Here is a 26032-nt window from a genome sequence, read left to right as displayed (position 1 = left end):
TTTAAAGTTATGAATTATTTCGGACCGTATTCAGTTTGCCATTCATCTGCGGCATCGCAAAGAGTCTGGTAGAATTCTTCGCCGTACTTTCTGATTAAAGGAGTTTTAAGGAATTTATAAATAGGAACCTTCAATTCTTTTCCTAAAGTGCAGGCATCGCTGCAGATCTCCCATTTATGATAATTGAATGCCGTAAAAGTTCTGTATTCATCAACCCGAATTGGATAAAGATGACAGGAAATAGGTTTTTGCCAATCTACAGCGCCGTCTTCATAGGCTTTTTCGATACCGCACTTTGTAATGCCTTTCTCATCGAAAATGACATAAGCACATTCGCCGCCATTCACCATTGGCGTAACATAATCGCCATCTTGCGGATCAATCGCCCAGGTTCCCTGTTCTTCCAGCGCTTTCACTCCTTCCGGCCGGAGATAAGGTTTAACCTGCTCGAAAATTCGATCGAGGATCACGGTTTCCTCTTTATCTAAAGGTGCTCCAACATCGCCGGCAACACAGCACGCGCCTTTGCATTTGCTAAGGTTGCACACAAATTCTACAGCAAAAACATCTTCAGAAATTAATTTATCTTCAATTTGGATCATGAGTATTATATATTAAAAGTAAAATAATTGGAAAGTTTAAACAGAAGAAGCGATAAGATGATCACCCAAAAACCTGTTTCTCTCATCCAATTTTTAGGCAGAAATTTCAACATTCTGCTGAGGATTATAGAGGCCGGAATTGCCAGCAAAAGTAAGTATTCAAAATGATTTCCCATGTATAAGAAAATCGTTATTAGCTGCGCCAGAGAAAAAATGAGTAAAAAAGAATATTTGAATTTACTCGTGGGACTTTTCTTATTAAAGTTTCTAAAATGGTCCACCACCGCAAGAATGAGCATCAAGGCAACTGGTAGGATCCAGATCAGGTTCATGAGATCCTTGGAAGGTTCAAAATCATGGAACGGGAAGTAAGCCGGGTTCCAGGAATTCATATCTAAAAAATAGGCAATGCCGAAATAGGAGAGTGCCACTAAGAACATCCCGAAAAAAAGGCGGAAAACATGCAACCCAACTCTGTCGGAAGTTCCAATAATGTGTAGAATTACAAAAATTGCCATGGGCCATGTTGTGGGCAGGAAGATGAAATTTAGGGCTAAGATGGCTCCAACCAAAATGTAAGAATTTTTCCGCAAGACCATATCAATATTGGTTAACAGCAACAGAATAATAGAGTTGGTGAAGAGGGAAACGGCGATCCCAATATCCAGATCTCCCAGATAAAGGGAAAAAATGATCACGGTATATAAAAATAAGGGCAAATGGGTTTGGTAATTCAGTGCAAGCGCATTAAAGCAGAAATAACCCAAAGCAATACCTGCAAAAGTAATAATAGCAGAAAAAACATCTAACGTATTGAAATCGAGAAAGTTGAATCCAATTACAATTAACAGAAGAACGCCAATGTAAACAGGTATCGAAAAAATATTGCTTTCTTTTGAAAGTAATCGAAACATTTTTTATAAATTTGTGCAAAGTTAATTTAAAAAAGGAAAATAATGACGTCTATATTTCTATTAATAAGCAGGTTCTTCAAATGGTCTTTCGGATTTTTTGACTTCGCATCAAATTTTGTAAACTGGATTTTATTCTTCGTTGCGACTGCATTGTTTTGCTATTGGTGTTATGTGCTGATCTCCGTTTTAAGGGGAAATACAGATAAAGAATATCATTCGCCTACTGAAGGTCTTCACCCTTATTACGACCCAAAAATTCACAAGCAGGAAAACTAAATAATTGATACTATTTTTATTATAGAAATCCCGAAATTATTATAATTTCGGGATTAATGTTTTTAGGAGGTAAATTATTTTAATGAACCGGAATTACCAAAACCGGTATAACAGAACGCCGCGTTAATTCTTTTGTTAAACTCCCTACGAAAACATCGTAAATACCGCTTCTGCCGTGGGAACCCATCACCATATATCCTGCGTTTTTTTCTTTCGCAAAATCTAAAATAATGTCGCCCGCGATACCTTGTTTTAATAAGTGTTCACACTCGACCCCTTCTGCTAAAATACGTTGTTCTAAATTATTTAGGCTCAGAAGTTCCTGTTTTATTTCATTCTGTTCCACTTCCGGGAAATACTGAAATCCCATATCGCCGATCGCAAAACCAATGTCTGCCGGAGCAACATGAATAAGGCAAAGCTTTCCTTTAATTTCTTTTGCGAATTTTAATGCGCCTTTTAGTAGAGCATCTGTAGAATCACCGAAATCTACAGGTAAAATGATATTAACCATGATAATTGTTTTTGTTGTTTAAAGTTACACTAATTTTCCCATTAACAAAAGGATGCAACCGAATCTGTCTTATGATTTTTGTTATTCCTTATTATTGAATTTTTAGATCGAAAACTTTCTTCTCTTCTAAGAATGCTTCTAAAATATCATTTTCTGCTACTTTTCCAACTCCTTTCGGTGTTCCCGTGAAAATAAGATCGCCAACGCGTAAAGTGAAGTACTGCGAAACGAATTCGATGATCTCCTCCGGGGAAAAAATCATCATTGAGGTGTTTCCGTCCTGTACTTTTTCTTTGTTTTTATTTAAAGAGAAATTAAGATCCTTCATATCGAAATTCTCTTTTTTGTAGAAATCCGATAAAACTGCACTTCCATCAAAGGCTTTTGCCAATTCCCATGGAAGTCCTTTTTCCTTTAATTTACTTTGAAGATCCCGCGCTGTGAAATCGATTCCCAAACCAATTTCATCATAATATTTATCGGCATTGTCTGCCTGAATATATTTTCCGCCTTTCGATATTTTTAAGACGACTTCTAATTCGTAATGAACATCAGTCGAAAATTCCGGAATATAAAAATCACTTCCTTTTTTTAAAACTGCAGTGTCCGGTTTCATAAAAATGACGGGTCTTTCGGGGATTTCATTGCCAAGTTCTTTCGCGTGTTCTGCATAATTTCGGCCGATGCATATTATTTTCATGATCTATTAAAAGTTTAGTTTAACATTATTAAGTCTTTGAAAGTTTTTTTTGATGTCTACATTCGAAATTCATTATTGCAGTAATAACAGTGATAAAGATGGCTTTTTGCCTTTATCGGAAATCCCAGAAAGAGCAGTGAAATACCAAATAAGCCACCAGGATTTTCGTCCCGATAAAGGTGATTCGAACCACATTTCGGACAGGTAAATTCAAAGTCGGGATTGGTGATCGTATGTTCAACCTCTAAAGAAGTTTGCTCATTCTCTAAAAAGTCTCTCAAAATAAGATCAGCCTTTTCAATTTCATCCTCAAAAACCTGAAGCTGAATTCCGCCCAAAGCTTGCGACAAAAGCCAGTCTGACTGAATGGTTTGTTCATTTGCGATAAAACTTTCGAGACCATTATTTGCCAAGATCTGTTTGTCCCGATTGGCTTCGAGGCTGTTTGCGTAATATTTGAATTCAACGAGTGATGCCATAAACTATAATTATTTAAAGCTACATTTTATTTTAAAATTTACCTCTCAATTGAATTCCAGTCAAGATTTTCTTCGTGTATAAAGGGAAATCTGCATTCTGGATCCAGCCGTAATAGCCCAAATCTTTTTGAAAAACATCTTTCACTCTTTGACCTTTGTATTTTCCGAAGCTGAAAATTTCTTTCTCCTCTTCATCAAAACCGATAAAACCTGCCAGATCTGCAAATTTATTGTGGAAAGAAAATTCACTTAAACCTGCAACATCATTCGGCAGATCATCGTAATGCCCGACCTGTGCATCTAAAACTTCGAACGTTGCCAGAACATCGGCTTCTGCGGAATGCGCGTTTTCCAAGCCTTTTTTACAGTAAAACTGATAAGCCGCCGTCAAGTTCCGAGGTTCCATTTTGTGAAAAATAGTTTGCGCGTCAACGAGTTTAAATTTACTCAGATCGAAATCGATGCCTGCACGCAAAAGTTCTTCTGCCAAAAGAGGAACATCAAAACGATTCGAATTAAATCCACCTAAATCAGTTCCGGAAATCATTTCCAGAACTTTTGCAGCAATCTCTCTAAATTTCGGCGCATCTTTCACTTTTTCATCGGTAATTCCGTGAACAGCAATCGATTCTTTCGGAATAAACATTTCGGGATTTACGAGCCAGGTTTTGCTTTCGCGCGAAGAATCTGGATTTACTTTTAAGATAGAAATTTCTACGATCCGGTCTTTTGCAACGCTGATTCCGGTTGTTTCAAGATCAAAAATGCAAAGCGGTTTATGGAGTTTTAAGTTCATTTTTTTTATTTTTTGTAGGGATAAGTCGAGACTCATCCACCTATATTTGAATGTAAGTTTATTTAAGATGCTTCTGAAAAATTATAGAGATCAACATGTAATAGATGATTACCAAGGGAATTCCGACCAATCCGAAGATGATCAAGATCAAGACCGAGCCGATTAATAAGGCTAGTTTCGGGTAGTTTTCCTGAATTTTCATTGATTTAAATTTCATGGCGATCATTTTAATGGGAGAAATTAGAAGCCAGGAGGAGACTATTGTAAACAAAATAAGGAAGAAAGCGTTTTCAAAAAGAAATTTAAAACTTCCATTCTCTAAAAAAGCATAGTATAATCCAAAAATTAATATGGTATTCGAAGGCGTATTTAAACCTTTAAAATAATAGGTTTGTTCTTCATCTAAATTAAAAATTGCCAATCTTAAACAGGAAAAAAGTGCGATGAATAAACCGAGATATTTAATTTCAAAAGGCAGATCAATTCCAAAAAGTTGAGATCCAAAAGGTTCCAGTGCTTTATACATTGTGATTCCGGGCAGCAAACCAAAACTCACCATGTCGGCAAGCGAATCGAGTTGTGCGCCAAGATTTGAATTCGATTTTAAAGCTCGCGCAATAAATCCATCAAAGAAATCTAAAATTAAAGAGAGAATAATACAAAGCGCAGTAATTTTATAATTCCCATTAATTAGGGCAATAACTCCAATACTGCCAGAAAATAAATTGGCTAAAGTAAAAGCGTTGGCTAAATTGTTTTTGACGAAATTCATTTGTTAATGCTGTAATTTAAAGGCAAAATGAAAATTTTTCTCTAATTAAAAAGGGAAAATTTCACTTTATTTTTTTATAAAGACAAAAGTAAGGTTTTTATTAAAATTTCGCTCACCATTTCCTGCTCATCAAAGTAAATAGAAAGGAAATATGAATTTAATGTAAATTTGTATCATTATTTGAATCAATTTAATGAAAGAAATCAGATTACAGGAGATCTTCACTCTTTTTTACAGGCTCTTTTTAGCCTATTTTTTCTATCAAATCGCGCGTCTGTTATTTTGGATTTTCAATAAAGATCTGATCCAGATCGATTCGGTCAGCGATTATTTTAGCATCGCGTTTCATGGGATCGCTTTTGATACGACCGCAATTTTATATGTTAACGCTCTCTTTATTTTACTGAGTTTAATTCCGATTCTCATTAATACAAAAAAGTATTATCAAAAATTTCTTTTTTATCTCTATTTCATTATGAATGGGATTGCGTATGGAATGAATTTCGGCGACTTTATCTATTATCGTTTTTCCCAGGCGAGACTTACAACGGCTGCCATGAATGTCGCCCAACACGAAAATAATATTGGGAAAATCTTTGTTTTGTCTATTTTGGAACATCCGTTTGTGATTTTCTGGTTTGTGGTTTTGATGATTCTCTGGATTTTTCTTTATAAAAAAGTGAAAATAACGGAATTTAAACCGGTGAAAAAATGGATCTATTTTGTTTCCTCCGTTGTAAGCTTATGCATGATTGCAACGTTAGTTGTTGGCGGAATTCGAGGTGATTTTAAACATTCAACACGACCTATTAATTTAGTCGATGCGAATCGGTTCGTGAAAAATCCTTTGCAGGCAAATGTTGTTTTGAACAGTGTATTTTCTTTTTTCCGTACCATGAATACGAATAATTTTAAAGAAGTTCATTTTGTTGATCAAAAATTTATCGAGGAGAATGTGAAACCATACAAATTATACTTTCGGGAAGATGTAGAACCGAAACCCAATGTTGTCATCTTTATTCTGGAAAGTTTTGGAAAAGAATACAGCGGCGCATTCAATAAAAATACAGATATTAAAGATTTCGTTTCCTACACGCCTTTTTTCGACAGTTTGGCAGCGCACAGTTTAATTGCGACCAATGCTTTCGCTAACGGAAGACAGTCGATTCACGGCATGAGTTCTGTTTTGGCAGGGATTCCGAGTTTGAAAGATGCTTTTACAAGTTCGCCTTATTCCAATCAAAAAATTCAGTCCATTGTTTCAGTGTCGAACGAAATGGGATACGATACTTCCTTTTTTCACGGCGCTCCAAATGGATCCATGGGATTTTTAGGTTTCGGAAATATTCTCGGTTTCAAGCATTATTATGGCAAGACCGAATATAACAATGACGCTGATTTCGATGGGATTTGGGGAATTTGGGACGAGCCTTTTTTTCAGTATTTTGCAAGAACTTTGAACACGAAGAAATCTCCCTTCATGGCGACGCTTTTTTCTGTCTCTTCCCACCATCCTTTCAAAATCCCGGAGAAATATAACGGGAAATTCAAAAAAGGACCTTTAGAAATTCATATTCCGATTGGTTACACCGATTTTGCTCTAAAAAAATTCTTCGAAACGGCGAAAAAGATGCCCTGGTACAAAAATACTATTTTCGTCATGGTCGCTGATCACACGAATCAGGTTGGTTATCCTGAATATGAAAAGGCCATGAATCGATTTGCAATTCCGATCCTCTTTTATTCGCCCAATCCAAAATATAATTTACAAGGTGAAATTACAAGCCCGGCACAACAAATGGATATTTATCCGACTCTGGTAGATTTAATGGGCTACAACAAAAAAATTCGAAGTTGGGGACGAAGTTTAGTCTCCGATAAAAATGAGGATTACGTCATCGTAAATTCCAGTGGAGTAGAACAGTTTATTATTGGAAACTATATTTACCTGTTCGATGGAAAAGATTTTACGGGAGTTTATGATATCAAAGATTTGGGATATGAAAAGAATCTGCTTGGAACCGTAAAAACGCCGGAGATTATTATGGGTGAATTGAAAAGCAAAGCCTGGTATCAGGATTATATGGATCGGGTCATTAACCGGAAATTAAACTAAAATTTAAACAATGGTTTAACATCTCGATTTTGTGGTATCCCTTTTGTAATGTATGTTATGAATAATTAAAGATTTGGTGTTTAACTTTTTTTAATTACTTTTATCCAACTAAAAATTAAAACAATTTTAAAATGAAAAAAATAATGTTCTCTTTTGTTGCTCTAATGTTTGCAACACTTTCGTACGCTCAGATTGAAGGAAAATGGAAAACCATTGATGACGAAACCGGACAGGCAAAATCCATCGTAGAAATTACGAAGAAATCAGATGGTAAATATTACGGTAAAGTAGTTCAACTTTTGATCAAACCGGAACATGCAAATTGCATCGACTGTAAAGATGACCGTAAAAACAAACCAATTCTTGGAATGGAGGTTATTAGAGGAATGAAAAAAGAAGGTAACGAATTTACTGGCGGAACAATTACAGATCCAAAATCAGGTAAAACTTACAAATGTAATATCACCAGAGACGGTGACAAACTAGATGTAAGAGGTTATATTGGATTCTCTTTTGTCGGTAGAAGCCAAACTTGGTATCAGGTAAAATAATTTCTAAATAAAATTTGAAAAAAGCAATTCGAAAGAGTTGCTTTTTTTTGTGGCCATGACCAAATGGTTTGCAAAAAAATCTTTACTTTTGTACTTTAATTTTTCAATCTATTATGAAGGAATATACTTTTAGAGAAGTGATTGCACAGGCAATGAGCGAAGAAATGCGAAAAGACGAATCCATTTATTTAATGGGCGAGGAAGTAGCAGAATATAATGGTGCTTACAAAGCTTCTAAAGGAATGTTAGATGAGTTTGGTGCAAAACGGATAATCGATACACCAATTGCTGAATTAGGTTTCACCGGGATCGCCATTGGTTCTGCGATGAATGGTAACCGACCGATCGTAGAATATATGACTTTCAACTTTTGTTTGGTTGGGATTGATCAAATCATTAATAATGCTGCAAAAATTCGTCAAATGACGGGTGGTCAGTGGAATTGCCCGATCGTTTTTCGTGGTCCAACGGCATCTGCAGGTCAGTTAGGTGCGACACACTCGCAAGCTTTAGAAAGTTGGTTCGCCAATATTCCTGGTTTAAAAGTGATCGTTCCGTCAAATCCTTATGATGCGAAAGGCTTACTTAAAAGCGCAATTCAGGATAATGATCCAGTAATTTTCATGGAGTCGGAACAAATGTATGGCGACAAAATGGAAATTCCGGAAGAAGAATATTACTTACCGATAGGAAAAGCAGATATCAAAAGAGAAGGTAAAGATGTAACTTTAGTTTCTTTCGGAAAAATTATGAAGTTGGCGATGCAGGCAGCAGAAGATATGGAGAAAGAAGGAATCTCTGTAGAAGTGATCGATCTTCGAACAGTTCGACCGTTAGATTTTGATACGGTGATCGAATCTGTGAAGAAAACAAACCGCCTGGTTATTTTAGAAGAAGCCTGGCCATTTGGATCAGTTTCTTCAGAAATTACTTATATGGTTCAGCAAAAAGCATTTGATTATTTAGATGCTCCAATCAAAAGAATTACCACTCCAGATGCTCCGGCACCTTATTCTTCGGCTCTTTTTGCCGAATGGTTCCCGAAACTTGAAAAGGTGAAAGAAGAAATTAAGAACGCAATGTACATTAAAGCATAAATAAAAAAGCTCTCGAAAGAGAGTTTTTTTTTGGATTATTTTGAAAAAAAATCTTTTTGGAATTGGTTTTTAATCTAAATTTACACCCTAAAAATTATTGAATGTCAGATACAATCGAAGGCGGTCAGCATTTTGACACCAAAAAGCTTACTGCAATTGGAGTACTCGTATCCCTAGGAATTGTTTTCGGAGATATTGGAACTTCGCCGCTTTATGTAATGAAGGCGATTGTAAACGCTAGAAGAGATGGCGGAAACATGCCATTCGACGAATATATTGAAGGCGCACTTTCCTGTATCATCTGGACGCTCACCCTGCAAACAACCATAAAATACGTGGTTATCGCTTTAAGAGCCGATAATAAAGGAGAAGGCGGAATTCTGTCTCTCTATTCCCTCGTCAAAAAACTCAAGAAGAAATGGCTTTATGTCGTTGCCATTATCGGTGCGTCAACATTGGTTGCCGACAGTATCATAACACCTTCCTTAACTGTAATGTCTGCTGTAGAAGGTCTTAAGATCTTTTCTCCAAACACGCCTGTCGTAGGAATTACGATCGTGATTTTGGCGATTGTATTTATGGTTCAGCAATTCGGTACTGCCTCCATCGGAAAATTATTTGGTCCTGTAATGGTTCTATGGTTTTTGGTTTTAGGAGTATTCGGCTCAGTTCATATATTTGAAAATTACGAAATTTTAAAAGCGTTTAATCCTTATTATGCCTATCAGCTTATCACCCATTCGCCAAGTGCAATTGTGATCATGGGTGCAGTTTTTCTCTGTACCACGGGAGCAGAAGCGTTGTATTCGGATTTAGGTCATTGCGGAAAAAGAAATATTCGGGTAAGTTGGGCATTTGTAAAAACAATGCTGATCTTAAATTATTTAGGACAAGGCGCCTGGTTGTTGGATAATCCAACTGCTGTTTCCGAAGGGATCAATCCGATCTTTGGTATTATGCCGGAATGGGCGATTTTACCTGGAGTTATTTTGGCAACTTTCGCTGCGATTATTGCAAGTCAGTCTGTAATAACGGGATCGTTCACCATGTTTTCAGAAGCAATGTCCGTTACATTTTGGCCGAATCAGCAAATTGATTATCCGTCTGGAGTCAAAGGTCAAATGTATATTCCAAGGATCAACTGGGGTTTGATGTTTCTGTGCTTCATCGTCGTTATCTATTTTCAAAAGTCCGAAGCCATGGAAGCTGCTTATGGTTTAACCATTACCATAACGATGTTAATGACGACCATTCTCCTCTTTTACTGGCTCAGCAGAACCAAAACGATGAAGGTTTTTGCCATCGGGTTTATTATCGTTTATCTTTTTATTGAACTCGGTTTCTTTTACGCTAACGTGATTAAATTTTTTGATGGAGGTTGGTTAACAATGGTTTTAGGCGGATTTATCGCAGTTTGTATGTATGCCTGGTACAACGGTCGACTCATCAAAGCCAAGTTTATTACTTTTGTAAAACTGGATAAATACGTTTCTATTATTAAAGATTTAAAACTCGATGAAACAATCCCAAAATATGCCACAAATCTTGCGTTTTTGAGCCGTGCAAAAAGAGAAAATGAAATTGAAGGCAAGATCATTTATTCCATTCTTCGCAAACAGCCGAAAAGAGCCGATCATTATTTCATCTTAAATATCATTAATCAGGAAGATCCATTTACGTTTAAATATACCGTTGATGAGATTATGCCTGGAACAATTTACAGAATTAATTTCCTGCTTGGATTTAAGATCGATCGCAGGATCAACGATTATTTCGATCAGGTTCTAACTGACATGATGGAGGAAGGCACGATCCCGACAAGAAGCAGTCACCCTTCGCTTCGTGCTCATAACATTCCGCCGGATTTAAAATATGTCATCATCGACAATACTTACATTAATGATGCTTTATTAACGGTTAAAGAGAAAATGACCTTAAACATCTATAATTTCGTAAAATATATTGGTAGCGATGACTTTAAAGCCTGGGGTATTTCCTCGCATAATGTTATTGTAGAATCCGCGCCATTACTTGATCAAAAGGTGATTACTAAAAAAATACAGCAGGTGAATTTCCGTCATTGTAAATGATAGTTTCGCAATTGAAACAGCGTTGGTCTTAATTATAAATTCGATAAATTTGCAGTTAAATATTTTTGATGGACGCTAAACATAAGGAACTCAATATAACAACAATAAAGGAAGTTTTAAGACTCTATCTACAGCAGAAAGGTTTTAGAAATACGCCGGAACGCTACACGATTTTAGAGGAAATTTATATGATGGAACATCACTTTAATGTTGATGATCTTTATTTATTGATGATGCAGAAGAAATATCATGTTTCCAAAGCGACCATTTATAATACCATCGAAATTTTTCTGGATGCGGGATTGATCAGAAAACATCAGTTTGGGGAAAAAACCCTTACCTCTTCTTCTTACGAAAAGTCCTATTTCGATAAGCAACACGATCATTTGGTGATTTATAAAACAGGTTCCGATAAAGAAATTCAGGAGATCATCGAATTCTGTGATCCAAGAATTCAAGGTATTAAAGAATCAATTGAAAGCACATTTGGCGTGACCATCGATTCCCATTCACTTTATTTTTATGGAACCAAAAAGGATTAATGAAATATATTTTCCTTTTATTTATCTTCGTTAGCGTTAATGTTTTTGCGCAAATTCCTACGCAGCCGAAAGATCCTGCGGTTAAAGATCCATTTTTTAATCAAACCAGCGCTGCGGCTCAAGGGGAGAAGGTAAAATTAATTCACTCAGATACTTTTGGGATCGTTAAGGGTAAATATGATGACAACCCTTTTTTTTCTGGGAATGTCCAGTTTCTGCATCAGGGTTCTACGCTTACCGCAGATGAGGTGATTTTCTACCGTGAACAGAATTTCGTGAAAGCGATCGGAAACGTAAGACTTCAAAATGCCGACGGTTCCGTCATCACTTCCGGTGAAATGGAATACGACGGAAATACCCAAAAAGGAATTGCGAAAAAAAATGTAGTTCTTACCGATCCCGGACAAACCATCAAAACAGAAACGCTGTATTACGACCGACTTACCAATAATGCCTATTTCAATACCGGCGGAACCATTGCCAAAGACGGAAATGTAATGTATACCAAATCTGCAAATTATGATCTGAATAGTAGAATCATAGATTTTACAGGCAATGTGAAGATCGATAATCCGGAATATACGGTCGATGGTGTTAATATTATTCAGAATCAAAATACAAATACGGCGACCTTCAACGGACCTACGACGATCACGAATAAAAAAAATCCCTCAAATCTTATTTATACAGAGAAAGGAACTTATAATATGAATTCCAAGGAAGTGTATTTGAAGAAAAATTCCCGAATTAATTATAACGATAAAATCCTTACTGGCGACGATATGTATTTTAATCAGATCACCGGATTTGGTACAGCCAAAGGAAATGTTACGTTGCGTGATCCAAAAGAAAAACGTTACATGAAAGGCGGTTACGGCGAGATCTTTGAGAAAAAAGATTCTGCAATGATGACCGATAAACCTTATGCAGTTCGGATTTTAGAAAAAGATTCTATGTTTTTCTCCGCAGAAAAAATCCTGGCTTATCAAAAAATAGATGATCAAAATCCCCTAAAAAAGAAAAGTTTCCTGCGTGCATATTACAAATCCCGAATGTTTAAATCCAACATTCAGGTGCGGGCCGATTCTCTAAGTTTTAATGAAACCGACGGGATCATGCATTTAGACGGGAAACCGATCGCATGGAGTGGCGAAAAACAGGTAACCGGCGATAAGATCGAAGCTTATTTCGACACCGAAAATGAATTCATTGATTCGCTGCGTGTTATCGGCAACGCTTTCGCCATCAGCAAAGCCGATTCGCTGAATATGAAAGATGAATTTAATCAGATCAAGGGCAAATTGATGATCGTATATTATAAACAAAATGATATTAATCTCGCCAAAGTCATCGGAAATGCGCAGGCAATTACGTACGCCGATGATCAAAACGAAAAGACGAAGGAAGTAGAACGAATTGGCGTTTCGCTTTCGACTTGTGGCACCATAGAAGCAGAATTTGAGGATAAAAAAGTGCAGATCATTTCCTGCAATATTGGCGCAAATACCGATATTTATCCGATGAGTCAGATCCCGCGGGAGAAAAGATTTTTTCCGGATTTTAACTGGAATACAAAAGACCGACTCCGGAAATGGCAGGACATCTTCCTGGATTCGCCGGCTTATGAAGAACTGAAATATGAGTCCGATGATTCCCTTTATAATGCGACCCAAAAAACCATCTACGACGCCAAAGCCAAAGAAGAAGCCAAGACACCGAAGCGCGTCCGGAAGTAAGTTTTTTATTTGGGCGCCTTAATCCGTCCTCCATTCCCGCTTTTTTGTTCGTCATTCTTCCTCACAAAAAGAGCTCCATTCAGGCCGGGGCGCAAAAACAGATCATACCACAGATTCATTTAAAATGCAAAACGATTTTTTTAAATATCAGGCACAAACCACGCAGTTCGCCGCAGGTTTTGAAGTAGAAAAAGCCGCAGGATCTTACATTTATGGCACCGATGGTAAAAGATACCTGGACTTTGTCGCCGGAGTTTCTGCCAATACTTTAGGTCATTCCCATCCAAAAATCGTCGAAGCCATTAAAACACAGGCAGAAAAATATCTGCATGTAATGGTTTATGGGGAATATGCACAGGAAATGCCCGTGAAATTGTGCAAGCTTTTGGCCGATTCCACTCCGGATCCTTTAGAAGTTACCTATCTCGTGAATTCCGGTGCAGAAGCGATCGACGGCAGTTTAAAATTGGCAAAAAGATATACCGGCAGAGAAGAAATCATCTCTTTCCATAATTCTTATCACGGGAATACCCACGGCGCTCTATCCGTTTCGGGGAACGAATATCACAAGCGGGAATTTCGACCACTATTGCCAATGGTGCGTTTTATTCATTTCAATAAGGAAGATGATTTAGAAAAAATTACGGAGAAAACTGCATGTGTTCTTCTCGAAACGATTCAGGGAGCTGCAGGGTTTTTAGTTCCGGAAGATGATTATCTTAAAAAATTAAAAACGCGATGCGAAGAAGTTAGTGCATTGCTCATCTTAGATGAAATTCAACCTGGCTTCGGACGCACAGGAAAACTGTTTGCCTTCGAACATTTCGGCATTGTTCCCGATATTTTGGTCATGGGAAAAGGAATGGGTGGCGGCGTTCCGGTTGGTGGTTTTATGAGTTCTAAAGAAATTATGCACTCGCTTTCTCATTCGCCAAAGTTAGGTCACATTACAACTTTTGGCGGGAATCCTCTAATTGCCGCAGCAAGTCACGCGACTCTAAAAGAAGTTTTGGAAAGTGGTTTGATGAATGAAGTTGAGGAAAAAGAAAAATTATTTCGGGAATTGCTTGTTCATCCGAAAATTAAAAATATTAACGGCAAAGGCTTAATGTTAGCCGTAAATCTCGGTTCGCCAGATTATACCTTAGACGTTGCAAAAAGATGCATGGAAAAAGGGCTTGTTGTTTTCTGGCAATTATACCGCAACGAATATCTAAGAATTTCGCCACCTTTGACTTTATCATTAGATGAAATTAGAGAAGGTTGCGCGATCATTCTGGAGGTTTTAAATGACTGTTAATTATCGCCGAAAAACAAAACTCCCTTTCTTTTAGCCCGTATGGAAACGGCATCCCCCGATGATAAATATCATATTATGAAAACAGCGTCATCGGAATCGGGGATATAGTGGACAGCGGGACGTGTTTTCGCAAAACAAAACCAGGGTTTTGCTTCTCATCGATGCCATGTATTTCGGTAAATATATTGCGTAGATTAGAAATTAATTTATATATTGCGACACATTAAAAATAGGGGCGATATGGCGAAAACGAAAGTGCAATACGAATTTCCAATGCACTGTCAGTCGGAGATTTTATACGAATATATGGCAAGCGCAGAAGGACTTTCTGAGTGGTTTGCAGATGACGTGCTGGAAAAAGGCGACGATTTTTTCTTCAGTTGGAACAGTGGTCCAGGCGAGAAAGCGACGCTGATTCGGTACAAGCCGGAGAGTTTTGTGCGTTACCGTTGGGAAGAGGATGAAGGAACCAAAAATTATTTCGAAATGACCATCGTAATTGATGATATTACGGATGATCTGGCCTTGATCGTAACCGATTTTTGCGATGCAGGAGACGAAGAAGAAAACCGACTCTATTGGGAAAATTTGATCGAAAACCTACGACTTAAATTAGGGGCGACTTAAATTTTTGTTAACAATATAATATGATGAACGATTTTTTCGTTCATTATTTTTTTAATCTAAATCCAGCATTTATTTTGGAAACTCTTATCCATAAATCAGAAAATTTTCAAGATCGAAACCGAGCCTTTTTATTTGGCGATGCGGTTCGTGTTTCCTTTTTTGTCCGTAATTCGGAACTCATTATTGCGGAGGAATGTTATTTCTTTCTCATGGCCTCGATGCGAAAAATGCGCATGAATATTCCGCTGTCTTATACGTTGGAATTTTTTCAAAATCTTTTTCAGGAACAGGTTATTGACCATGGTATCACAGATGGAATTATTCACTTTTTGGTTTACCGTGAAGCAGATGATATTGAATTAAATAAATCCAGTGTTTCTTTTTATTTTGAAGTGAATAGGATAGATGATGTTTTGGGAATCCAGGGTGAAAATGAAATGGATCTCATCAAAGAAATTAATGTGGGAATTAATTTTCTGAATACGATCCGAACGCATTCGCCGGAAAATATATATGCAGAGATCTACGCTAAAGAAAATGATCTGGATGATGTTATCCTACTAAATCCCAGTAAAAGAATTGCGCGGAGTATTTTCGGAAATCTTTTATTTTTGGAAGGAAACACGATTAAAATTCCGAAAACTACAGAAGGAGCTTATATTTCACCTTTGATGGAGAATTTTGTCACCTTTATTCATAAAAAGAATCTGGCTGAAATTCTGGAGTCCGAAATGATCGCTTTCGAGTCTCAAAAATCGGAGGAGATCTTAATGATTTCTGAAGAGAAAGGAATTTTTGCAGTAACCAAAATTAGAAATAAAACTTTTGAGTCCACAAGATTCCCAGAACTGGTTGCGCAGTGGAAGAGTAATTTCGCCTAAAATTGACAAACCCGGGAAACAACCTTTGCAAGTCCTTTACCGGGTTTTGTAGAGATAAATCTCTTAGATTTCTTTGAATATTGAAAATAAAACCAATCTTTTAGAATTCAGATTCCTATTTATCGCATCGCATTTTCAACACTTCAAAAATAACGAAAGTGATCCCAATAAATTTGATAATGAAATCTTAAATGATGCTAAAGTTTTGTTAAAGTATTTTTGATCTCTGAATAACTTGATCGTGTTGAAGAAGAGAAGTATAAATAGTCAGCCATTAAAAACCATTTAATTTACTGATTGTTAGTTAATTATATATGATATTGCTTGCTTATTTCTGCCAGTTTACGTATTTTTATGGTGTAAACCTTGCATATTTTAGTTATGATTTCCAAACAAAAATCGTCTCCACAGGCAAATTTCTTCTTCTATCTTGAAGATACGCTTAACAAAAATCATCCATTGTTTATTTTGAGCAATCGTATTGATTGGCAACTCTTTGAGGATACTTTTGCCCCACTATATTGCGCTGATAATGGTCGTCCTGCAAAGCCAATTCGGTTAATGGTTGGGTTGTTAATTTTAAAACATCTTCGCAATGTTTCCGATGAAAGTGTGGTAGAACAATGGACGGAAAATTTGTATTACCAATATTTTTGCGGACTTCAACAATTTTCCACAGATTCGCCATGTGCTTCGAGCGATTTGACTCATTTTCGTAAGAGAATTGGGGAAGAAGGAATAGAATTGATCTTTAAAGAGAGCATTCGGATTAACGGAAAAGATAGTGATGATTCGGATGTAAGTGTGGATACAACCGTTCAGGAAAAAAATATTACATTTCCAACGGACAGTAAGTTGCATAAAAAGATCATCAAAAAATGTCTGGATATTTCTAAAAAAGAAAGCATTACGCTACGCCAAACTTATACCCGAACACTTAAAAAATTGAGTGTGGATCAGCGGTTTCGAAATCATCCAAAAAACAAAGGCAAGGCAAGAAAAGCAGATAGAAAAGTAAGAACAATTGCCGGTAGATTGGTGCGTGAACTGCAAAGACATCTTGGTGAAAGTTCTGTTTACCAAAGATTTTTTAATTTATTTGCACGTGTGTTAGCGCAGAAGAGAAATTCAAAATCCAAAGTTTATTCTCTTCATGAACCAGATGTGGTTTGTATCTCTAAAGGCAAAGAACATAAAAAATTTGAGTTTGGTAATAAAGTATCAGTGGTAATCACCAGAAATACAGGGGTTTTGCTGGGAGCATTAGGATTTAGGAATGAGTTTGATGGACATACATTACAGCCAGCATTAGAGCAGGTAGAAAAACTTACCGGAAAAGCTCCCAAAACTGCTGCAGTAGACAGAGGATATCGTGGAAACGTAAAAATTGGGGAGACGAGCATTCTTATTCCCAAACCATTTAATGATAAAAAGCAAACGCAATACGAACAGAAAAAACTCAAAAAAGCACACAAGCAAAGAGCGGCAATCGAGCCAATCATAGGACATTTAAAAACAGATCACCGCTTGGGAACAAATTTCTACAAGGGAATTGTTGGCGACAACATCAATATTTTATTAGCAGCAGCGGCATTCAACTTCAAAAGAATGATGAATAAATGGAAAGTTTCCATTTGTCAATTTTTAAACATAATAATTTTTCAAATAATTCTTGTTGAGAACCAGTTTTCAAAAAAATTATCCTACTCAAAATATTGAAAAACTAAAAATAGGCGGTTGTTAAGTGTTGACTAAATAGTTAATGCAAACTTTCAGGGAAAGATCTTAAAAATAGTCGAATATAAAAGGTTGCCGATCTTAATTCATCGAAACATCATCGGGTGCATTTGCCCAAAGCAGAAATTCACCACCCAAATTTTGCATAATGTTTTTCCAGAGTGTCTGATCATTAGGTAAGGTGTAATCGAGGTTGTAAACATCGACAACCGTCCACATTTTCCTCTTAACTTCCTCATCCAGTTGTTGACTTCCCCAACCGGAATACCCGGAAAAAACTTTGATTTCTTCAACCGTGATCTGTTCATCAATAATTCCCGAAACTACATTTTCTATATCTTCGGTCAGATAAAATTCGCTGTTAATTTCAGAAAAATTCTCTGTCACTTTTTGTCCTTTGTTGATGAAGAATATTTTATCGTTTTCGACAGGACCACCTTCATAAACATCAACCGTAAAGCCAAAAATCTGGAGTAAGCGATTACTCATTTTGCTGTTTTTTTTGTTGAGAATGAGTCCAAAAGCACCTTCTTCAGTATGGTCAACGATCAGCACCACTGAACGTGAAAATACATCGCCGGAAATATCGGGCGTGGAGATTAAAATTTTACCTTTGTAAGAATGATTCATCTGAATTGGGAGGTCAAATAGAAAAACCTATTTCAAATGTAATAAAAAAAATTATGGAAAACCTGCACGATAAAAGAAAAGTTTACGAAAAATCCCAACTTCTTGAAAATCAAATAAAAGAAAATCCTCTTGAACAATTCCGTGATTGGTTTTTGGAAGCCGAAGAAAATCCTGCGATATCGGAAGCAAATGCGATGGCGATCTCCACCTTAGAAAGCGATGGTTGCCCCAGAACAAGAATGGTTTTATTGAAATCCTATACTTGGGAAGGTTTTATTTTCTACACGAATTACGAAAGCAGAAAAGGAAAAGCCATCGAAAATAATCACAAAGCCTGTCTCCATTTTTTCTGGCCCAATATGGAAAGACAAATCATCATTAAAGCAGAATTAGAAAAAATTCCGGAAAATTTAAGTGATGGTTATTTTCATTCACGCCCAAAAGGCAGTCAGTTGGGTGCTGTAGTTTCCCCTCAAAGTCAAATTATTCCAGACCGTGATTTTCTAGAGGGAAAATTGAAGGATTTAGAAATCGAATATCAGGATAAAGAAATCCCACGTCCGGAAAACTGGGGCGGTTATATTGCGAAACCTTACGAGATCGAATTTTGGCAAGGTCGCCCAAACCGCTTACACGACCGAATGATCTACGAACTTCAGGCTGATTTTGACTGGAAGATCTCCCGGTTGGCTCCTTAAAGAAGGCTGTTCGAATAAATTTATAGCACAAAAAAAATCCCGAGAAATCGGGATTTGATTTTTTTGAAAATAATCTAAAGATTATTTCTTCTTTTTCGTTGTCGCAGTCATACTTTCCATTACCGCTCCTGACAAATCAGCACCAGCTTTGAATTTTGCAACTTTCTTAGCAGCGATTTGAATTGGTTTTTTAGTTGCAGGGTTGATACCTTGTCTTGCAGCTCTGTCTGCTACAGAGAAAGTACCGAATCCAACTAGGGAAACTTTACCGTCTTTTTCTTTTAGAGTAGAAGTAACATTAGAAATGAAAGATTCCAAAGCAGCTTTTGCAGCAACTTTTGTAATGTTCGCGTCTTTTGCGATAGCGTCGATTAATTCAGATTTGTTCATAATTATAAATTATTAAGGTTAGTTTTAATGTTAAAGCAAATATAAAACTTTTTTCATATTGTGCAAATTTTTTCCAAATATTTAATCAAAAATATATATATATCTTAAAATTAACAGAAACTAATAAATTTTAGTTTTCACGAAGAATGTGCGTTATAGCGTACTAAAATTATGCCAAAGCCTTTGTTAATCGAGAATTCTCTAACTTCATCTTCTTTCGTTTATAATTATGAATAATCTAATTATCTATTAATTTTTAAGAGATATTAGATTTGATTTTTAAGTAATTTCAAAAGATTAGTAAAAGGTTGTCGTAGTGCCTGATGCAGATGTGTGAAGCTTAAAAAATATTTTCCGCTTATTTTAATTAAAATAATTAAATTTGCGCCATGCTAATTGAAGTTTTTAAATCTAAAATTCACAGAGTTCGGGTGACAGAATCCGATCTTAATTATATAGGAAGTATCACGATCGACGAAGATCTTTTGGAGGCTTCCGGAATTATAGTGGGCGAAAGAGTTTATATCGTAAATGTGAATAACGGCGAAAGGTTCGATACTTACGCCATTAAAGGAAAAAGGAAATCAGGAGAGATCTGTTTGAACGGTCCTGCTGCAAGGCGCGTTCAGCGAAATGATATCATCATTATCATGTCATTTGCTCAGATGACTCCGGAGGAAGCGAAAACCTTTCAGCCAAAAATTATTTTCCCCGACGAGAAAACTAATTTACTTACTTAATTTCCGAAAAATAATCCAGTTTGGAAGAAATCAAAAAGTCAAATTCTTTAAAAACCTTTTTAACCATCGTAATTTCTTTAGGAATTGCGGCTCTTTTTATGTGGTTTGCTTTGAAGGGGATGGAATTTGAAAAAATTGCCGGATACTTTGCAAAAGCCAATTATTTCTGGGTTTTTGCTGCTTCAATATTTGGTGTTTTAGCGTATTGGTTTCGGGCGATTCGCTGGAATCTGCTTTTGGAACCGATGGGTTATAAGATTTCAAATTCAAATGCGTTCTGGACCATCTCTTTCGGGTATTTAATGAATCTTACCATTCCCAGAAGTGGTGAATTAGCACGCTCAACCGCGCTTTTTGGCGTGGAAAAAGTACCGGTAGAAAAATCTTTTGGAACAATCATTCTGGAAAGGGTGGTTGATCTGATCTGTATGTTTGGCTTTCTGGGTCTCACTTTAATTTTTAAATACAAAGCGATCTTATCTTTTTACCAGTATGTAACAGAAGAAAAAAGCAAAAGTACCGAACCTCAATCTCATTTAGTATTGTATATTATTATAGGAGCAGTTGTCTTTTTAGCGGTGTTGTTTTTCTCTTTAAGAAAGAAGCTGGAACAATTTCCGATATATCAGAAAGCCCTCGATTTTGGAAAAGGAATTTATCATGGTTTAACTTCCATTTTCAAATTAAAAGAAAAAGGAAAATTCATTTTTTTATCGCTTGCCATTTGGATCTGCTATTATTTAGCGGCGTATTTGGTTTGTTTTGCTTTGCCGGAAACCTCCGGTTTTACTTTTGCTGATGGTTTTTTCATTATCGTGGTTGGAACTTTGGGAATGATGGTTCCGGCTTCTGGTGGAATTGGCGCTTTTCATTTAGCTTTGAAACTTGGGATCATGGCCTTATTTCTTTCGATGGGAAAAAATCCTGAAGAAGGCGGTGAAGTTGGTCTCTCTTACGCTTTTATTTCTCACACCATGCAGTTGGTGATCATGATTGTTCTCGGAATTGCTTCTATTCCTATGCTCGCTAAAGCAAGAAATGAAGCAGTAAATAAGAACTAATTTTACTTTTTCGAGAAACCGTTCTTATTTTAACCATGAAATCGAATTGTTTTGAAAGTGAATTAATGAAATAATTCAATCCTTTACAAAGTAAGTTTTCGAATCATCGATAAGCGGAATATAGATTCGGTGCCATGTTTCATGACCTTCAATCATTTCCCAAATATGACCTTCACCCTCAATATCTTCTGCCAGCAATACGATTCCGGGCTCTAAAATAAAGGATTTGTCGTCGCTGGTTGTAAATTTTAGCTTTCCACCAAGCGTAATAACAAACTGTTTTCGGGGCGCGGTGTGCGCTCCAATTTGCCACAGATCGATCTCATTGGCGAACCAAAACTCCTGCGATTTAATTTTTAAATGTGTTCGTATCGTTCCGCGTTCGAAGAAACTTTCTCCCTGCGCATCCCGCAACAGCCGAATTGCGGGAATGTCATTATTTTTTTCAGCCATTATCCAAATGCTCTTTTTAATAAACTCTCTACTTTCGGTTCGCTTCCTCTAAAATCCTTGTAGAGTTCCATCGGATCTTTTGTTCCGCCAGATGACAGTAATATTTTATATTTTGCTACGATCTCCGGATTAAAAATTCCATTCTCTTTAAAATATTGAAAAGCATCCGCATCCAGAACTTCTGCCCATTTATAAGAATAATATCCGGCGGAATATCCACCCTGAAAAATATGAGAGAAGCTTGTACTCATGATCGTTTCCGGATTGCTTGGGTAAAGGTTGGTGGCTTTAGTTTCTTCTACTTCAAAGGTTTTTACATCGCCCACTTTTTCGGGATCGGTGTGATAAGAAATATCTAAAAGTCCAAAACCGATCTGCCGCATCGTCTGGTAACCTTCCATAAAATTTTTGGAATCCGAGATTTTCTGAATCTTCTCATCCGGCAAAATTTCTCCGGTTTGATAATGTTTTGCAAAAGTTTTAAGAAATTCGGGCTCGTAACAAAAGTTCTCTAAAAATTGAGAAGGAAGTTCTACAAAATCCCATTTAACCGATGTTCCGGAGAGATTTGGATAAACCGTATTCGCCAAAACGCCGTGCAGCGCATGACCGAATTCATGGAAAAGCGTTGTCACTTCCTGAAAAGTCAATAAACTTGGCGTGTCGGAAGTCGGTTTAGAAAAATTGCAAACAACCGAAATATGCGGACGGTGATTTACGCCCTCTTTTTGGTATTGATTTTTAAAACTCGTCATCCAGGCGCCGGCTCGTTTTCCTTTTCTTGGAAAATAATCTGCGTAAAGTATCGCTTTAAATTCGCCGTTTTCAAAGATCTCGTAGGTTTTTACTTCTTCATTGTATTTCTGAATTTCAGATGTTTCCACGAAATTTAAACCGAATAATTTTTCTGCTAAACCAAAAACAGCCGCTTGAACTTTTTCTAACTGAAAATAAGGTTTCAACTCTTCATCATCAATATCGAAGTTTTGTTTGCGTAGTTTTTCTGCGTAGAAAGTATGGTCGTAACTTTCCATTTGTTCAATTCTGTCGGCTTTTGCGAGAATTTTTAGATCTTCTATTTCTTTTTCGGCGTAAGGTTTTGCTTTCTCTAAAAGTTCATTCAAAAAGATCTTTACTTTTCGCGGTTCTTTTGCCATTCTTTCTTCCAAAACATAATCAGCGTAAGTTTTGTAGCCTAAAAGTTTCGCCTTTTCCTGTTTCAGCTGAATGATTTCTTTGATCAAATTCTGATTGTCGAATTCATTATTATTGAAGGATTTTTTTCCATTTGCCAAAGCCAGTTCTTTTCGAAGTTCCCGATTTTCTGCGTAAGTCATCAAAGGTAAAAAACTTGGATATTGCAGCGTTATCACGAAACCGTCTAGCTCTCGTTCTTTCGCTTCTTCACGATATTGCTCTAAAATCGCTGCTGGAATTCCGGCTAAATCCTTCTCATCTTTAATATGTTTGAAATAGCTGTTGGTTTCCGCCAGAACGTTTTGTCCGAACTGCAAGGATTTTTTAGACAGGTCAATACTTATGTTTTTGAATTTTTCCTTTTCTGTTTCATTTAATAAAGCGCCACTTCTTACAAAACCTTTGTAAGTTTCCGTCAAAAGCATCTGCTGTTCTTCATTAAGTTGATAATTATCTTTTTCGGTGTAAACTTTTTTAATTTTTTCGAAAAGTTTTTCATTCTGAGCAATTCTGGCTGAATATTCTGTTAAAAGTGGAGAAACTTCTTGCGCAATTTTTTGAATTTCATCATTGGTTTCCGCAGAATTTAAATTGAAAAAAATACCGGAAACGATGTCTAACTGTTCACCTGAAAAAGCAAGTGCTTCGATCACATTTTCGAAAGTGGCTTCTTCTTTATTTTCGACGATTTCGTTGATCTCTTTTTCTGATATTTTTATTAACTCCTCAAACGTGGGCAAAAAATGCTCTTCTTTAATTTGATTAAAAGGCGCGGAATTATGGTTGGTATCGAATGCTTTTAAGAGTGGATTCATATATTTTTTTTATAAAGGCAAATTTAAGGAATTTTGATTGATGATTACATCGCAGTGTAAAGCGCGTAGAAATCCCAGATGAAATGAACGAAGATCAAAACACCAATATTTCTGTATTTCGAATAGTAAATTGCAAATACCAAACCGATTAAAAAGGGACCGATCATGTTGATCCAGTTTCCATAAGCGTAGTGTGCGAGAGCGAAAATCAATGTGCTGATCAGAATTCCCAGTATATTACTTTTAGTCAAGGACGTAATTCTGGTCTGTAAAAGGCGCGGAAAAATAGTTCTTCTACAATTCCTGCAGTGACTGTAATTAAAAAGATGAGTGGAATGTTATTTTTTATAGCATTCATCATTTGCTCAAGTTTTGGGCTGTTTTCTTTGGGTAAATTAAGCAGCTGTACTAAAAGCATCATTCCTAATAATGCTCCTAATATTGAAATTATGGAAATTATATAAAATAAAACTCCCTTTTTTAGGGATTTCCAGATGATGATCTTAGAATGTAATATTTTTCTGCAATAGTAGAACAGCAGCAATAATCCCATCCATTGCCATAAGCGAGACAGGATCAAAACTTGCGTGAACGAAAGTTTGTTTTCAAATATTTTCGAAATTAGCGGCGAAAATGCCACGATGAGAAGTACTAAAACAATTCCTCCAATGGTCTTTCTGTTTTCTTTCATAACGGTGTTTTAATAATTCTAATTCTTGTGATTAAGGTCTTAATTTGTTACAAATTAATATTTTTAAGATGAAAGGGAAAAGATTTCAATAACTCCCTTTTTTAGCAGACTGTTAAAATAATTATAATGTTTGAAACCATCAGAAATAATTACATTAAATTTGTCGTTCGATCCGGAAAAAAAGGAAATTTTTTGAGGATTCAAATTCAAAAAGAGAAAAATTAATTAATGAAAAAATTCACAGCCGTCGCGCTTCTTTCAATAGCTTTAATTTCTTGTAAAAAAGAAACCCAAACAATTACCAAAGTAGATCCGGAAACCGGAAAAACAGTAACAGTAGAAGTTCCGATAAGTGATTCTCTTAAAACAGCAGAGCAACCTACAGAAACTTCAGCGATCAGTGACTCTTTGGGAGTTTACACTCAGACTTTCAAATTAGAAAAAGGGAGTACTTATCCGTTGACAACTTTCCAAAAAGATGTTCAAACCATGACTGCACCTGATGGAAAAACGCAAAGTGGAACAAGTGAAACCACTGATGATATGACTTTTACCGTTAATAGTTTCGAGAACGGAATCTATGATGTAACCGTTAATTTATTAGGAAAAAGAAATTCTCAGAACGCCAACGGAAAATCAATTATCGTAGATACAAAATTGGCGGCACCCAAAGAGGAGCAGTTGAAAATGATGTGGAATGTGAATAAAGCTTTAGTGGGTAACAAGCTAAATCTTAAAATGGATAAAACAGGAAAAGTGATCTCCATTACAGGTTTTGACCCGATTTATACCAAAGTTACAAATTCTGTAGCGATTAAAGATGCGAAACAAAAAGCGGCTTTCTTAAAAAGTTTCAAAGAAAGTTTTAGCGAAAAAGTTTTGAAAGATCAGTTCACCAAAAACCTGGTTTTGATTCCCGCAAAAGGAGCTAAAATAGGAGATAAGTGGACGCATACTGAAAACGCAACACCGGACGGAAAGATAAAACTATCCACCAATTATACTTTGAAAAGTGTCGGAAATGGAGTAGCTGTAATTAATGTTGCGGGCGGAATTCCATTAAAATCTGATAAAAAAACACAGGACGGAATTACAAGAAGCATGACTTCGGAATTATCGCAAAACGGAACCATTACGCTGGATCAAAATACAGGCTGGATCAAAAATCAAAATATTGCAGTAAAAACTTCTCAGTCCGAAACGCTTTCCGATGGGAAACAGAAACAAACCATGAAAAGTGTTTCTAATTCTACTGTAATCGTAAATCCAACAAAATAATTAATGAATGATAAACAGGAAGTGTTTTTAAAAAAATTGCTTGCTGTTTATTCCTAATTTTCATCGATATGAAATTTATTTTTGAATTAATTCTCGCTACTGTCGTTATATTTTTTCTCTGGAATATTTTAAAGCGCATGTTCTTTTCTGCTTTTTATAAGTTTCCCAGACCCGATAACGAACAAAAGACCACGTCCAGCAAATCGAGTAAGAATTTAGATTCGAGGATTAACTGGGATGCAGAAACCATAGATTACGAGGAAATCAAAGACAAAAACGAAACCAAGAACTAACCAAAACCTTTCGGATTTAATCTATTCGAAAGGTTTTTTATTGAGCAAATTTTAAT

29 protein-coding genes are annotated in these 26032 nt (G+C 36.3%); 16 read left to right on the top strand and 13 right to left on the bottom strand.

Features of this window, described 5'->3' with window-relative positions:
• Positions 1-14: 14 nt before the first annotated feature.
• Both ACZ9HT_RS06635 and ACZ9HT_RS06630 read right to left on the bottom strand, forming a co-directional pair.
• The gene (locus tag ACZ9HT_RS06635; RefSeq protein ID WP_476039677.1) at positions 15-602 is read right to left on the bottom strand and encodes a DUF3109 family protein; all 588 of its coding nucleotides are present in this window, start codon (positions 600-602) and stop codon (positions 15-17) included.
• A 5-nt stretch (positions 603-607) separates the two neighbouring features.
• The gene (locus ACZ9HT_RS06630; RefSeq protein WP_476039676.1) at positions 608-1516 is read right to left on the bottom strand and encodes a DUF6427 family protein; all 909 of its coding nucleotides are present in this window, start codon (positions 1514-1516) and stop codon (positions 608-610) included.
• A gap of 42 nt (positions 1517-1558) precedes the next feature.
• Between ACZ9HT_RS06630 and ACZ9HT_RS06625 the strand changes: the two genes are divergently transcribed.
• Entirely contained in the window at positions 1559-1792 is a 234-nt protein-coding gene (locus tag ACZ9HT_RS06625) for a hypothetical protein (protein WP_476039675.1), read from the top strand.
• A gap of 79 nt (positions 1793-1871) precedes the next feature.
• Here the strand turns inward: ACZ9HT_RS06625 and ACZ9HT_RS06620 are convergent, their stop codons facing one another.
• The 5 genes from ACZ9HT_RS06620 to ACZ9HT_RS06600 all read right to left on the bottom strand — a co-directional run bounded on the left by ACZ9HT_RS06620 (position 1872) and on the right by ACZ9HT_RS06600 (position 5053).
• Complete coding sequence (locus ACZ9HT_RS06620; protein WP_476039674.1) at positions 1872-2306, bottom strand: universal stress protein; 435 nt, start codon at positions 2304-2306, stop codon at positions 1872-1874.
• Between the two features lie 91 nt (positions 2307-2397).
• Positions 2398-3006, bottom strand: coding sequence for a fumarylacetoacetate hydrolase family protein (locus ACZ9HT_RS06615; protein WP_476039673.1), 609 nt, complete (start codon positions 3004-3006; stop codon positions 2398-2400).
• A gap of 56 nt (positions 3007-3062) precedes the next feature.
• A complete protein-coding gene (locus ACZ9HT_RS06610; protein ID WP_476039672.1) occupies positions 3063-3485 on the bottom strand; it encodes a putative signal transducing protein in 423 nt (140 codons plus the stop codon).
• Positions 3486-3516: 31 nt separating this feature from the next.
• Positions 3517-4281: an exonuclease domain-containing protein gene (locus tag ACZ9HT_RS06605; protein WP_476039671.1), complete on the bottom strand. Its 765-nt coding sequence runs from the start codon at positions 4279-4281 to the stop codon at positions 3517-3519.
• A gap of 58 nt (positions 4282-4339) precedes the next feature.
• Positions 4340-5053: a CDP-alcohol phosphatidyltransferase family protein gene (locus ACZ9HT_RS06600; RefSeq protein ID WP_476039670.1), complete on the bottom strand. Its 714-nt coding sequence runs from the start codon at positions 5051-5053 to the stop codon at positions 4340-4342.
• 193 nt (positions 5054-5246) lie between these two features.
• On the opposite strand from ACZ9HT_RS06600, the gene ACZ9HT_RS06595 reads away from it, so the two are divergent.
• From ACZ9HT_RS06595 to ACZ9HT_RS06550, 10 genes are all read left to right on the top strand, one after another.
• A complete protein-coding gene (locus tag ACZ9HT_RS06595; RefSeq protein WP_476039669.1) occupies positions 5247-7169 on the top strand; it encodes an LTA synthase family protein in 1923 nt (640 codons plus the stop codon).
• A gap of 131 nt (positions 7170-7300) precedes the next feature.
• Positions 7301-7720 (top strand): DUF2147 domain-containing protein, encoded by a 420-nt coding sequence (locus ACZ9HT_RS06590; RefSeq protein WP_476039668.1) that lies wholly within the window; start codon positions 7301-7303, stop codon positions 7718-7720.
• Positions 7721-7833: 113 nt separating this feature from the next.
• Positions 7834-8817 carry a pyruvate dehydrogenase complex E1 component subunit beta gene (locus ACZ9HT_RS06585; protein WP_476039667.1) on the top strand — a complete coding sequence of 328 codons (984 nt, stop codon included), beginning with the start codon at positions 7834-7836 and terminating at the stop codon, positions 8815-8817.
• Positions 8818-8918: 101 nt separating this feature from the next.
• Positions 8919-10907, top strand: a complete 1989-nt coding sequence (locus ACZ9HT_RS06580; protein ID WP_476039666.1) for a KUP/HAK/KT family potassium transporter — start codon at positions 8919-8921, stop codon at positions 10905-10907.
• A 68-nt stretch (positions 10908-10975) separates the two neighbouring features.
• Positions 10976-11449 (top strand): Fur family transcriptional regulator, encoded by a 474-nt coding sequence (locus tag ACZ9HT_RS06575; RefSeq protein WP_476039665.1) that lies wholly within the window; start codon positions 10976-10978, stop codon positions 11447-11449.
• Positions 11449-13185 (top strand): OstA-like protein, encoded by a 1737-nt coding sequence (locus ACZ9HT_RS06570; RefSeq protein WP_476039664.1) that lies wholly within the window; start codon positions 11449-11451, stop codon positions 13183-13185. Before ACZ9HT_RS06575 ends, ACZ9HT_RS06570 begins: the two co-directional genes overlap by 1 nt.
• Positions 13186-13309: 124 nt before the next feature.
• Complete coding sequence (locus ACZ9HT_RS06565; protein ID WP_476039663.1) at positions 13310-14485, top strand: aspartate aminotransferase family protein; 1176 nt, start codon at positions 13310-13312, stop codon at positions 14483-14485.
• A 240-nt stretch (positions 14486-14725) separates the two neighbouring features.
• Complete coding sequence (locus ACZ9HT_RS06560; protein WP_476039662.1) at positions 14726-15112, top strand: START-like domain-containing protein; 387 nt, start codon at positions 14726-14728, stop codon at positions 15110-15112.
• 23 nt (positions 15113-15135) lie between these two features.
• Positions 15136-15993: an aminotransferase class IV gene (locus ACZ9HT_RS06555; RefSeq protein ID WP_476039870.1), complete on the top strand. Its 858-nt coding sequence runs from the start codon at positions 15136-15138 to the stop codon at positions 15991-15993.
• A 381-nt stretch (positions 15994-16374) separates the two neighbouring features.
• Complete coding sequence (locus tag ACZ9HT_RS06550; protein WP_476039661.1) at positions 16375-17712, top strand: IS5 family transposase; 1338 nt, start codon at positions 16375-16377, stop codon at positions 17710-17712.
• Positions 17713-17811: 99 nt separating this feature from the next.
• Here the strand turns inward: ACZ9HT_RS06550 and ACZ9HT_RS06545 are convergent, their stop codons facing one another.
• Positions 17812-18360, bottom strand: a complete 549-nt coding sequence (locus ACZ9HT_RS06545) for a YqgE/AlgH family protein (RefSeq protein ID WP_476039660.1) — start codon at positions 18358-18360, stop codon at positions 17812-17814.
• A 53-nt stretch (positions 18361-18413) separates the two neighbouring features.
• On the opposite strand from ACZ9HT_RS06545, the gene pdxH reads away from it, so the two are divergent.
• Positions 18414-19058, top strand: coding sequence for a pyridoxamine 5'-phosphate oxidase (gene pdxH, locus ACZ9HT_RS06540; protein WP_476039659.1), 645 nt, complete (start codon positions 18414-18416; stop codon positions 19056-19058).
• 81 nt (positions 19059-19139) lie between these two features.
• Here the strand turns inward: pdxH and ACZ9HT_RS06535 are convergent, their stop codons facing one another.
• Positions 19140-19448, bottom strand: a complete 309-nt coding sequence (locus ACZ9HT_RS06535; RefSeq protein WP_476039658.1) for an HU family DNA-binding protein — start codon at positions 19446-19448, stop codon at positions 19140-19142.
• Between the two features lie 389 nt (positions 19449-19837).
• Between ACZ9HT_RS06535 and panD the strand changes: the two genes are divergently transcribed.
• Positions 19838-20188, top strand: coding sequence for an aspartate 1-decarboxylase (gene panD / locus ACZ9HT_RS06530; RefSeq protein ID WP_476039657.1), 351 nt, complete (start codon positions 19838-19840; stop codon positions 20186-20188).
• A gap of 20 nt (positions 20189-20208) precedes the next feature.
• The gene (locus tag ACZ9HT_RS06525) at positions 20209-21249 is read left to right on the top strand and encodes a lysylphosphatidylglycerol synthase transmembrane domain-containing protein (protein ID WP_476039656.1); all 1041 of its coding nucleotides are present in this window, start codon (positions 20209-20211) and stop codon (positions 21247-21249) included.
• Between the two features lie 75 nt (positions 21250-21324).
• On the opposite strand, the gene ACZ9HT_RS06520 is transcribed toward ACZ9HT_RS06525, so the two are convergent.
• The 4 genes from ACZ9HT_RS06520 to ACZ9HT_RS06505 are packed head-to-tail and all read right to left on the bottom strand — an operon-like array spanning position 21325 to position 24405.
• Entirely contained in the window at positions 21325-21702 is a 378-nt protein-coding gene (locus tag ACZ9HT_RS06520; protein WP_476039655.1) for a cupin domain-containing protein, read from the bottom strand.
• Positions 21702-23714: a M3 family metallopeptidase gene (locus tag ACZ9HT_RS06515; RefSeq protein WP_476039654.1), complete on the bottom strand. Its 2013-nt coding sequence runs from the start codon at positions 23712-23714 to the stop codon at positions 21702-21704. Before ACZ9HT_RS06515 ends, ACZ9HT_RS06520 begins: the two co-directional genes overlap by 1 nt.
• Positions 23715-23758: 44 nt before the next feature.
• Positions 23759-23965, bottom strand: a complete 207-nt coding sequence (locus ACZ9HT_RS06510) for a CPBP family glutamic-type intramembrane protease (RefSeq protein WP_476039653.1) — start codon at positions 23963-23965, stop codon at positions 23759-23761.
• Complete coding sequence (locus ACZ9HT_RS06505) at positions 23962-24405, bottom strand: hypothetical protein (protein ID WP_476039652.1); 444 nt, start codon at positions 24403-24405, stop codon at positions 23962-23964. The genes ACZ9HT_RS06510 and ACZ9HT_RS06505 overlap by 4 nt, the downstream gene beginning before the upstream one ends.
• Positions 24406-24633: 228 nt before the next feature.
• Here ACZ9HT_RS06505 and ACZ9HT_RS06500 point away from each other — a divergent pair, with 228 nt between their 5' ends.
• Both ACZ9HT_RS06500 and ACZ9HT_RS06495 read left to right on the top strand, forming a co-directional pair.
• Entirely contained in the window at positions 24634-25683 is a 1050-nt protein-coding gene (locus ACZ9HT_RS06500) for a DUF6263 family protein (RefSeq protein WP_476039651.1), read from the top strand.
• A gap of 68 nt (positions 25684-25751) precedes the next feature.
• A complete protein-coding gene (locus ACZ9HT_RS06495) occupies positions 25752-25976 on the top strand; it encodes a hypothetical protein (RefSeq protein ID WP_476039650.1) in 225 nt (74 codons plus the stop codon).
• Positions 25977-26032: the final 56 nt, after the last annotated feature.

This window comes from Chryseobacterium sp. UYP7 (assembly GCF_056279225.1).
Note: the sequence above shows the minus strand (reverse complement) of the source record. Positions and strands in the feature narration are given on the sequence as shown.

Excerpts from the sequence above, each read along its gene's own strand:
- ACZ9HT_RS06635 (WP_476039677.1), bottom strand. The coding sequence starts at position 602 with ATGATCCAAATTGAAGATAAATTAATTTCTGAAGATGTTTTTGCTGTA.
- ACZ9HT_RS06630 (WP_476039676.1), bottom strand. The coding sequence starts at position 1,516 with ATGTTTCGATTACTTTCAAAAGAAAGCAATATTTTTTCGATACCTGTT.
- ACZ9HT_RS06625 (WP_476039675.1), top strand. The coding sequence starts at position 1,559 with ATGACGTCTATATTTCTATTAATAAGCAGGTTCTTCAAATGGTCTTTC.
- ACZ9HT_RS06620 (WP_476039674.1), bottom strand. The coding sequence starts at position 2,306 with ATGGTTAATATCATTTTACCTGTAGATTTCGGTGATTCTACAGATGCT.
- ACZ9HT_RS06615 (WP_476039673.1), bottom strand. The coding sequence starts at position 3,006 with ATGAAAATAATATGCATCGGCCGAAATTATGCAGAACACGCGAAAGAA.
- ACZ9HT_RS06610 (WP_476039672.1), bottom strand. The coding sequence starts at position 3,485 with ATGGCATCACTCGTTGAATTCAAATATTACGCAAACAGCCTCGAAGCC.
- ACZ9HT_RS06605 (WP_476039671.1), bottom strand. The coding sequence starts at position 4,281 with ATGAACTTAAAACTCCATAAACCGCTTTGCATTTTTGATCTTGAAACA.
- ACZ9HT_RS06600 (WP_476039670.1), bottom strand. The coding sequence starts at position 5,053 with ATGAATTTCGTCAAAAACAATTTAGCCAACGCTTTTACTTTAGCCAAT.
- ACZ9HT_RS06595 (WP_476039669.1), top strand. The coding sequence starts at position 5,247 with ATGAAAGAAATCAGATTACAGGAGATCTTCACTCTTTTTTACAGGCTC.
- ACZ9HT_RS06590 (WP_476039668.1), top strand. The coding sequence starts at position 7,301 with ATGAAAAAAATAATGTTCTCTTTTGTTGCTCTAATGTTTGCAACACTT.
- ACZ9HT_RS06585 (WP_476039667.1), top strand. The coding sequence starts at position 7,834 with ATGAAGGAATATACTTTTAGAGAAGTGATTGCACAGGCAATGAGCGAA.
- ACZ9HT_RS06580 (WP_476039666.1), top strand. The coding sequence starts at position 8,919 with ATGTCAGATACAATCGAAGGCGGTCAGCATTTTGACACCAAAAAGCTT.
- ACZ9HT_RS06575 (WP_476039665.1), top strand. The coding sequence starts at position 10,976 with ATGGACGCTAAACATAAGGAACTCAATATAACAACAATAAAGGAAGTT.
- ACZ9HT_RS06570 (WP_476039664.1), top strand. The coding sequence starts at position 11,449 with ATGAAATATATTTTCCTTTTATTTATCTTCGTTAGCGTTAATGTTTTT.
- ACZ9HT_RS06565 (WP_476039663.1), top strand. The coding sequence starts at position 13,310 with ATGCAAAACGATTTTTTTAAATATCAGGCACAAACCACGCAGTTCGCC.
- ACZ9HT_RS06560 (WP_476039662.1), top strand. The coding sequence starts at position 14,726 with ATGGCGAAAACGAAAGTGCAATACGAATTTCCAATGCACTGTCAGTCG.
- ACZ9HT_RS06555 (WP_476039870.1), top strand. The coding sequence starts at position 15,136 with ATGAACGATTTTTTCGTTCATTATTTTTTTAATCTAAATCCAGCATTT.
- ACZ9HT_RS06550 (WP_476039661.1), top strand. The coding sequence starts at position 16,375 with ATGATTTCCAAACAAAAATCGTCTCCACAGGCAAATTTCTTCTTCTAT.
- ACZ9HT_RS06545 (WP_476039660.1), bottom strand. The coding sequence starts at position 18,360 with ATGAATCATTCTTACAAAGGTAAAATTTTAATCTCCACGCCCGATATT.
- pdxH (WP_476039659.1), top strand. The coding sequence starts at position 18,414 with ATGGAAAACCTGCACGATAAAAGAAAAGTTTACGAAAAATCCCAACTT.
- ACZ9HT_RS06535 (WP_476039658.1), bottom strand. The coding sequence starts at position 19,448 with ATGAACAAATCTGAATTAATCGACGCTATCGCAAAAGACGCGAACATT.
- panD (WP_476039657.1), top strand. The coding sequence starts at position 19,838 with ATGCTAATTGAAGTTTTTAAATCTAAAATTCACAGAGTTCGGGTGACA.
- ACZ9HT_RS06520 (WP_476039655.1), bottom strand. The coding sequence starts at position 21,702 with ATGGCTGAAAAAAATAATGACATTCCCGCAATTCGGCTGTTGCGGGAT.
- ACZ9HT_RS06515 (WP_476039654.1), bottom strand. The coding sequence starts at position 23,714 with ATGAATCCACTCTTAAAAGCATTCGATACCAACCATAATTCCGCGCCT.
- ACZ9HT_RS06505 (WP_476039652.1), bottom strand. The coding sequence starts at position 24,405 with ATGAAAGAAAACAGAAAGACCATTGGAGGAATTGTTTTAGTACTTCTC.
- ACZ9HT_RS06500 (WP_476039651.1), top strand. The coding sequence starts at position 24,634 with ATGAAAAAATTCACAGCCGTCGCGCTTCTTTCAATAGCTTTAATTTCT.
- ACZ9HT_RS06495 (WP_476039650.1), top strand. The coding sequence starts at position 25,752 with ATGAAATTTATTTTTGAATTAATTCTCGCTACTGTCGTTATATTTTTT.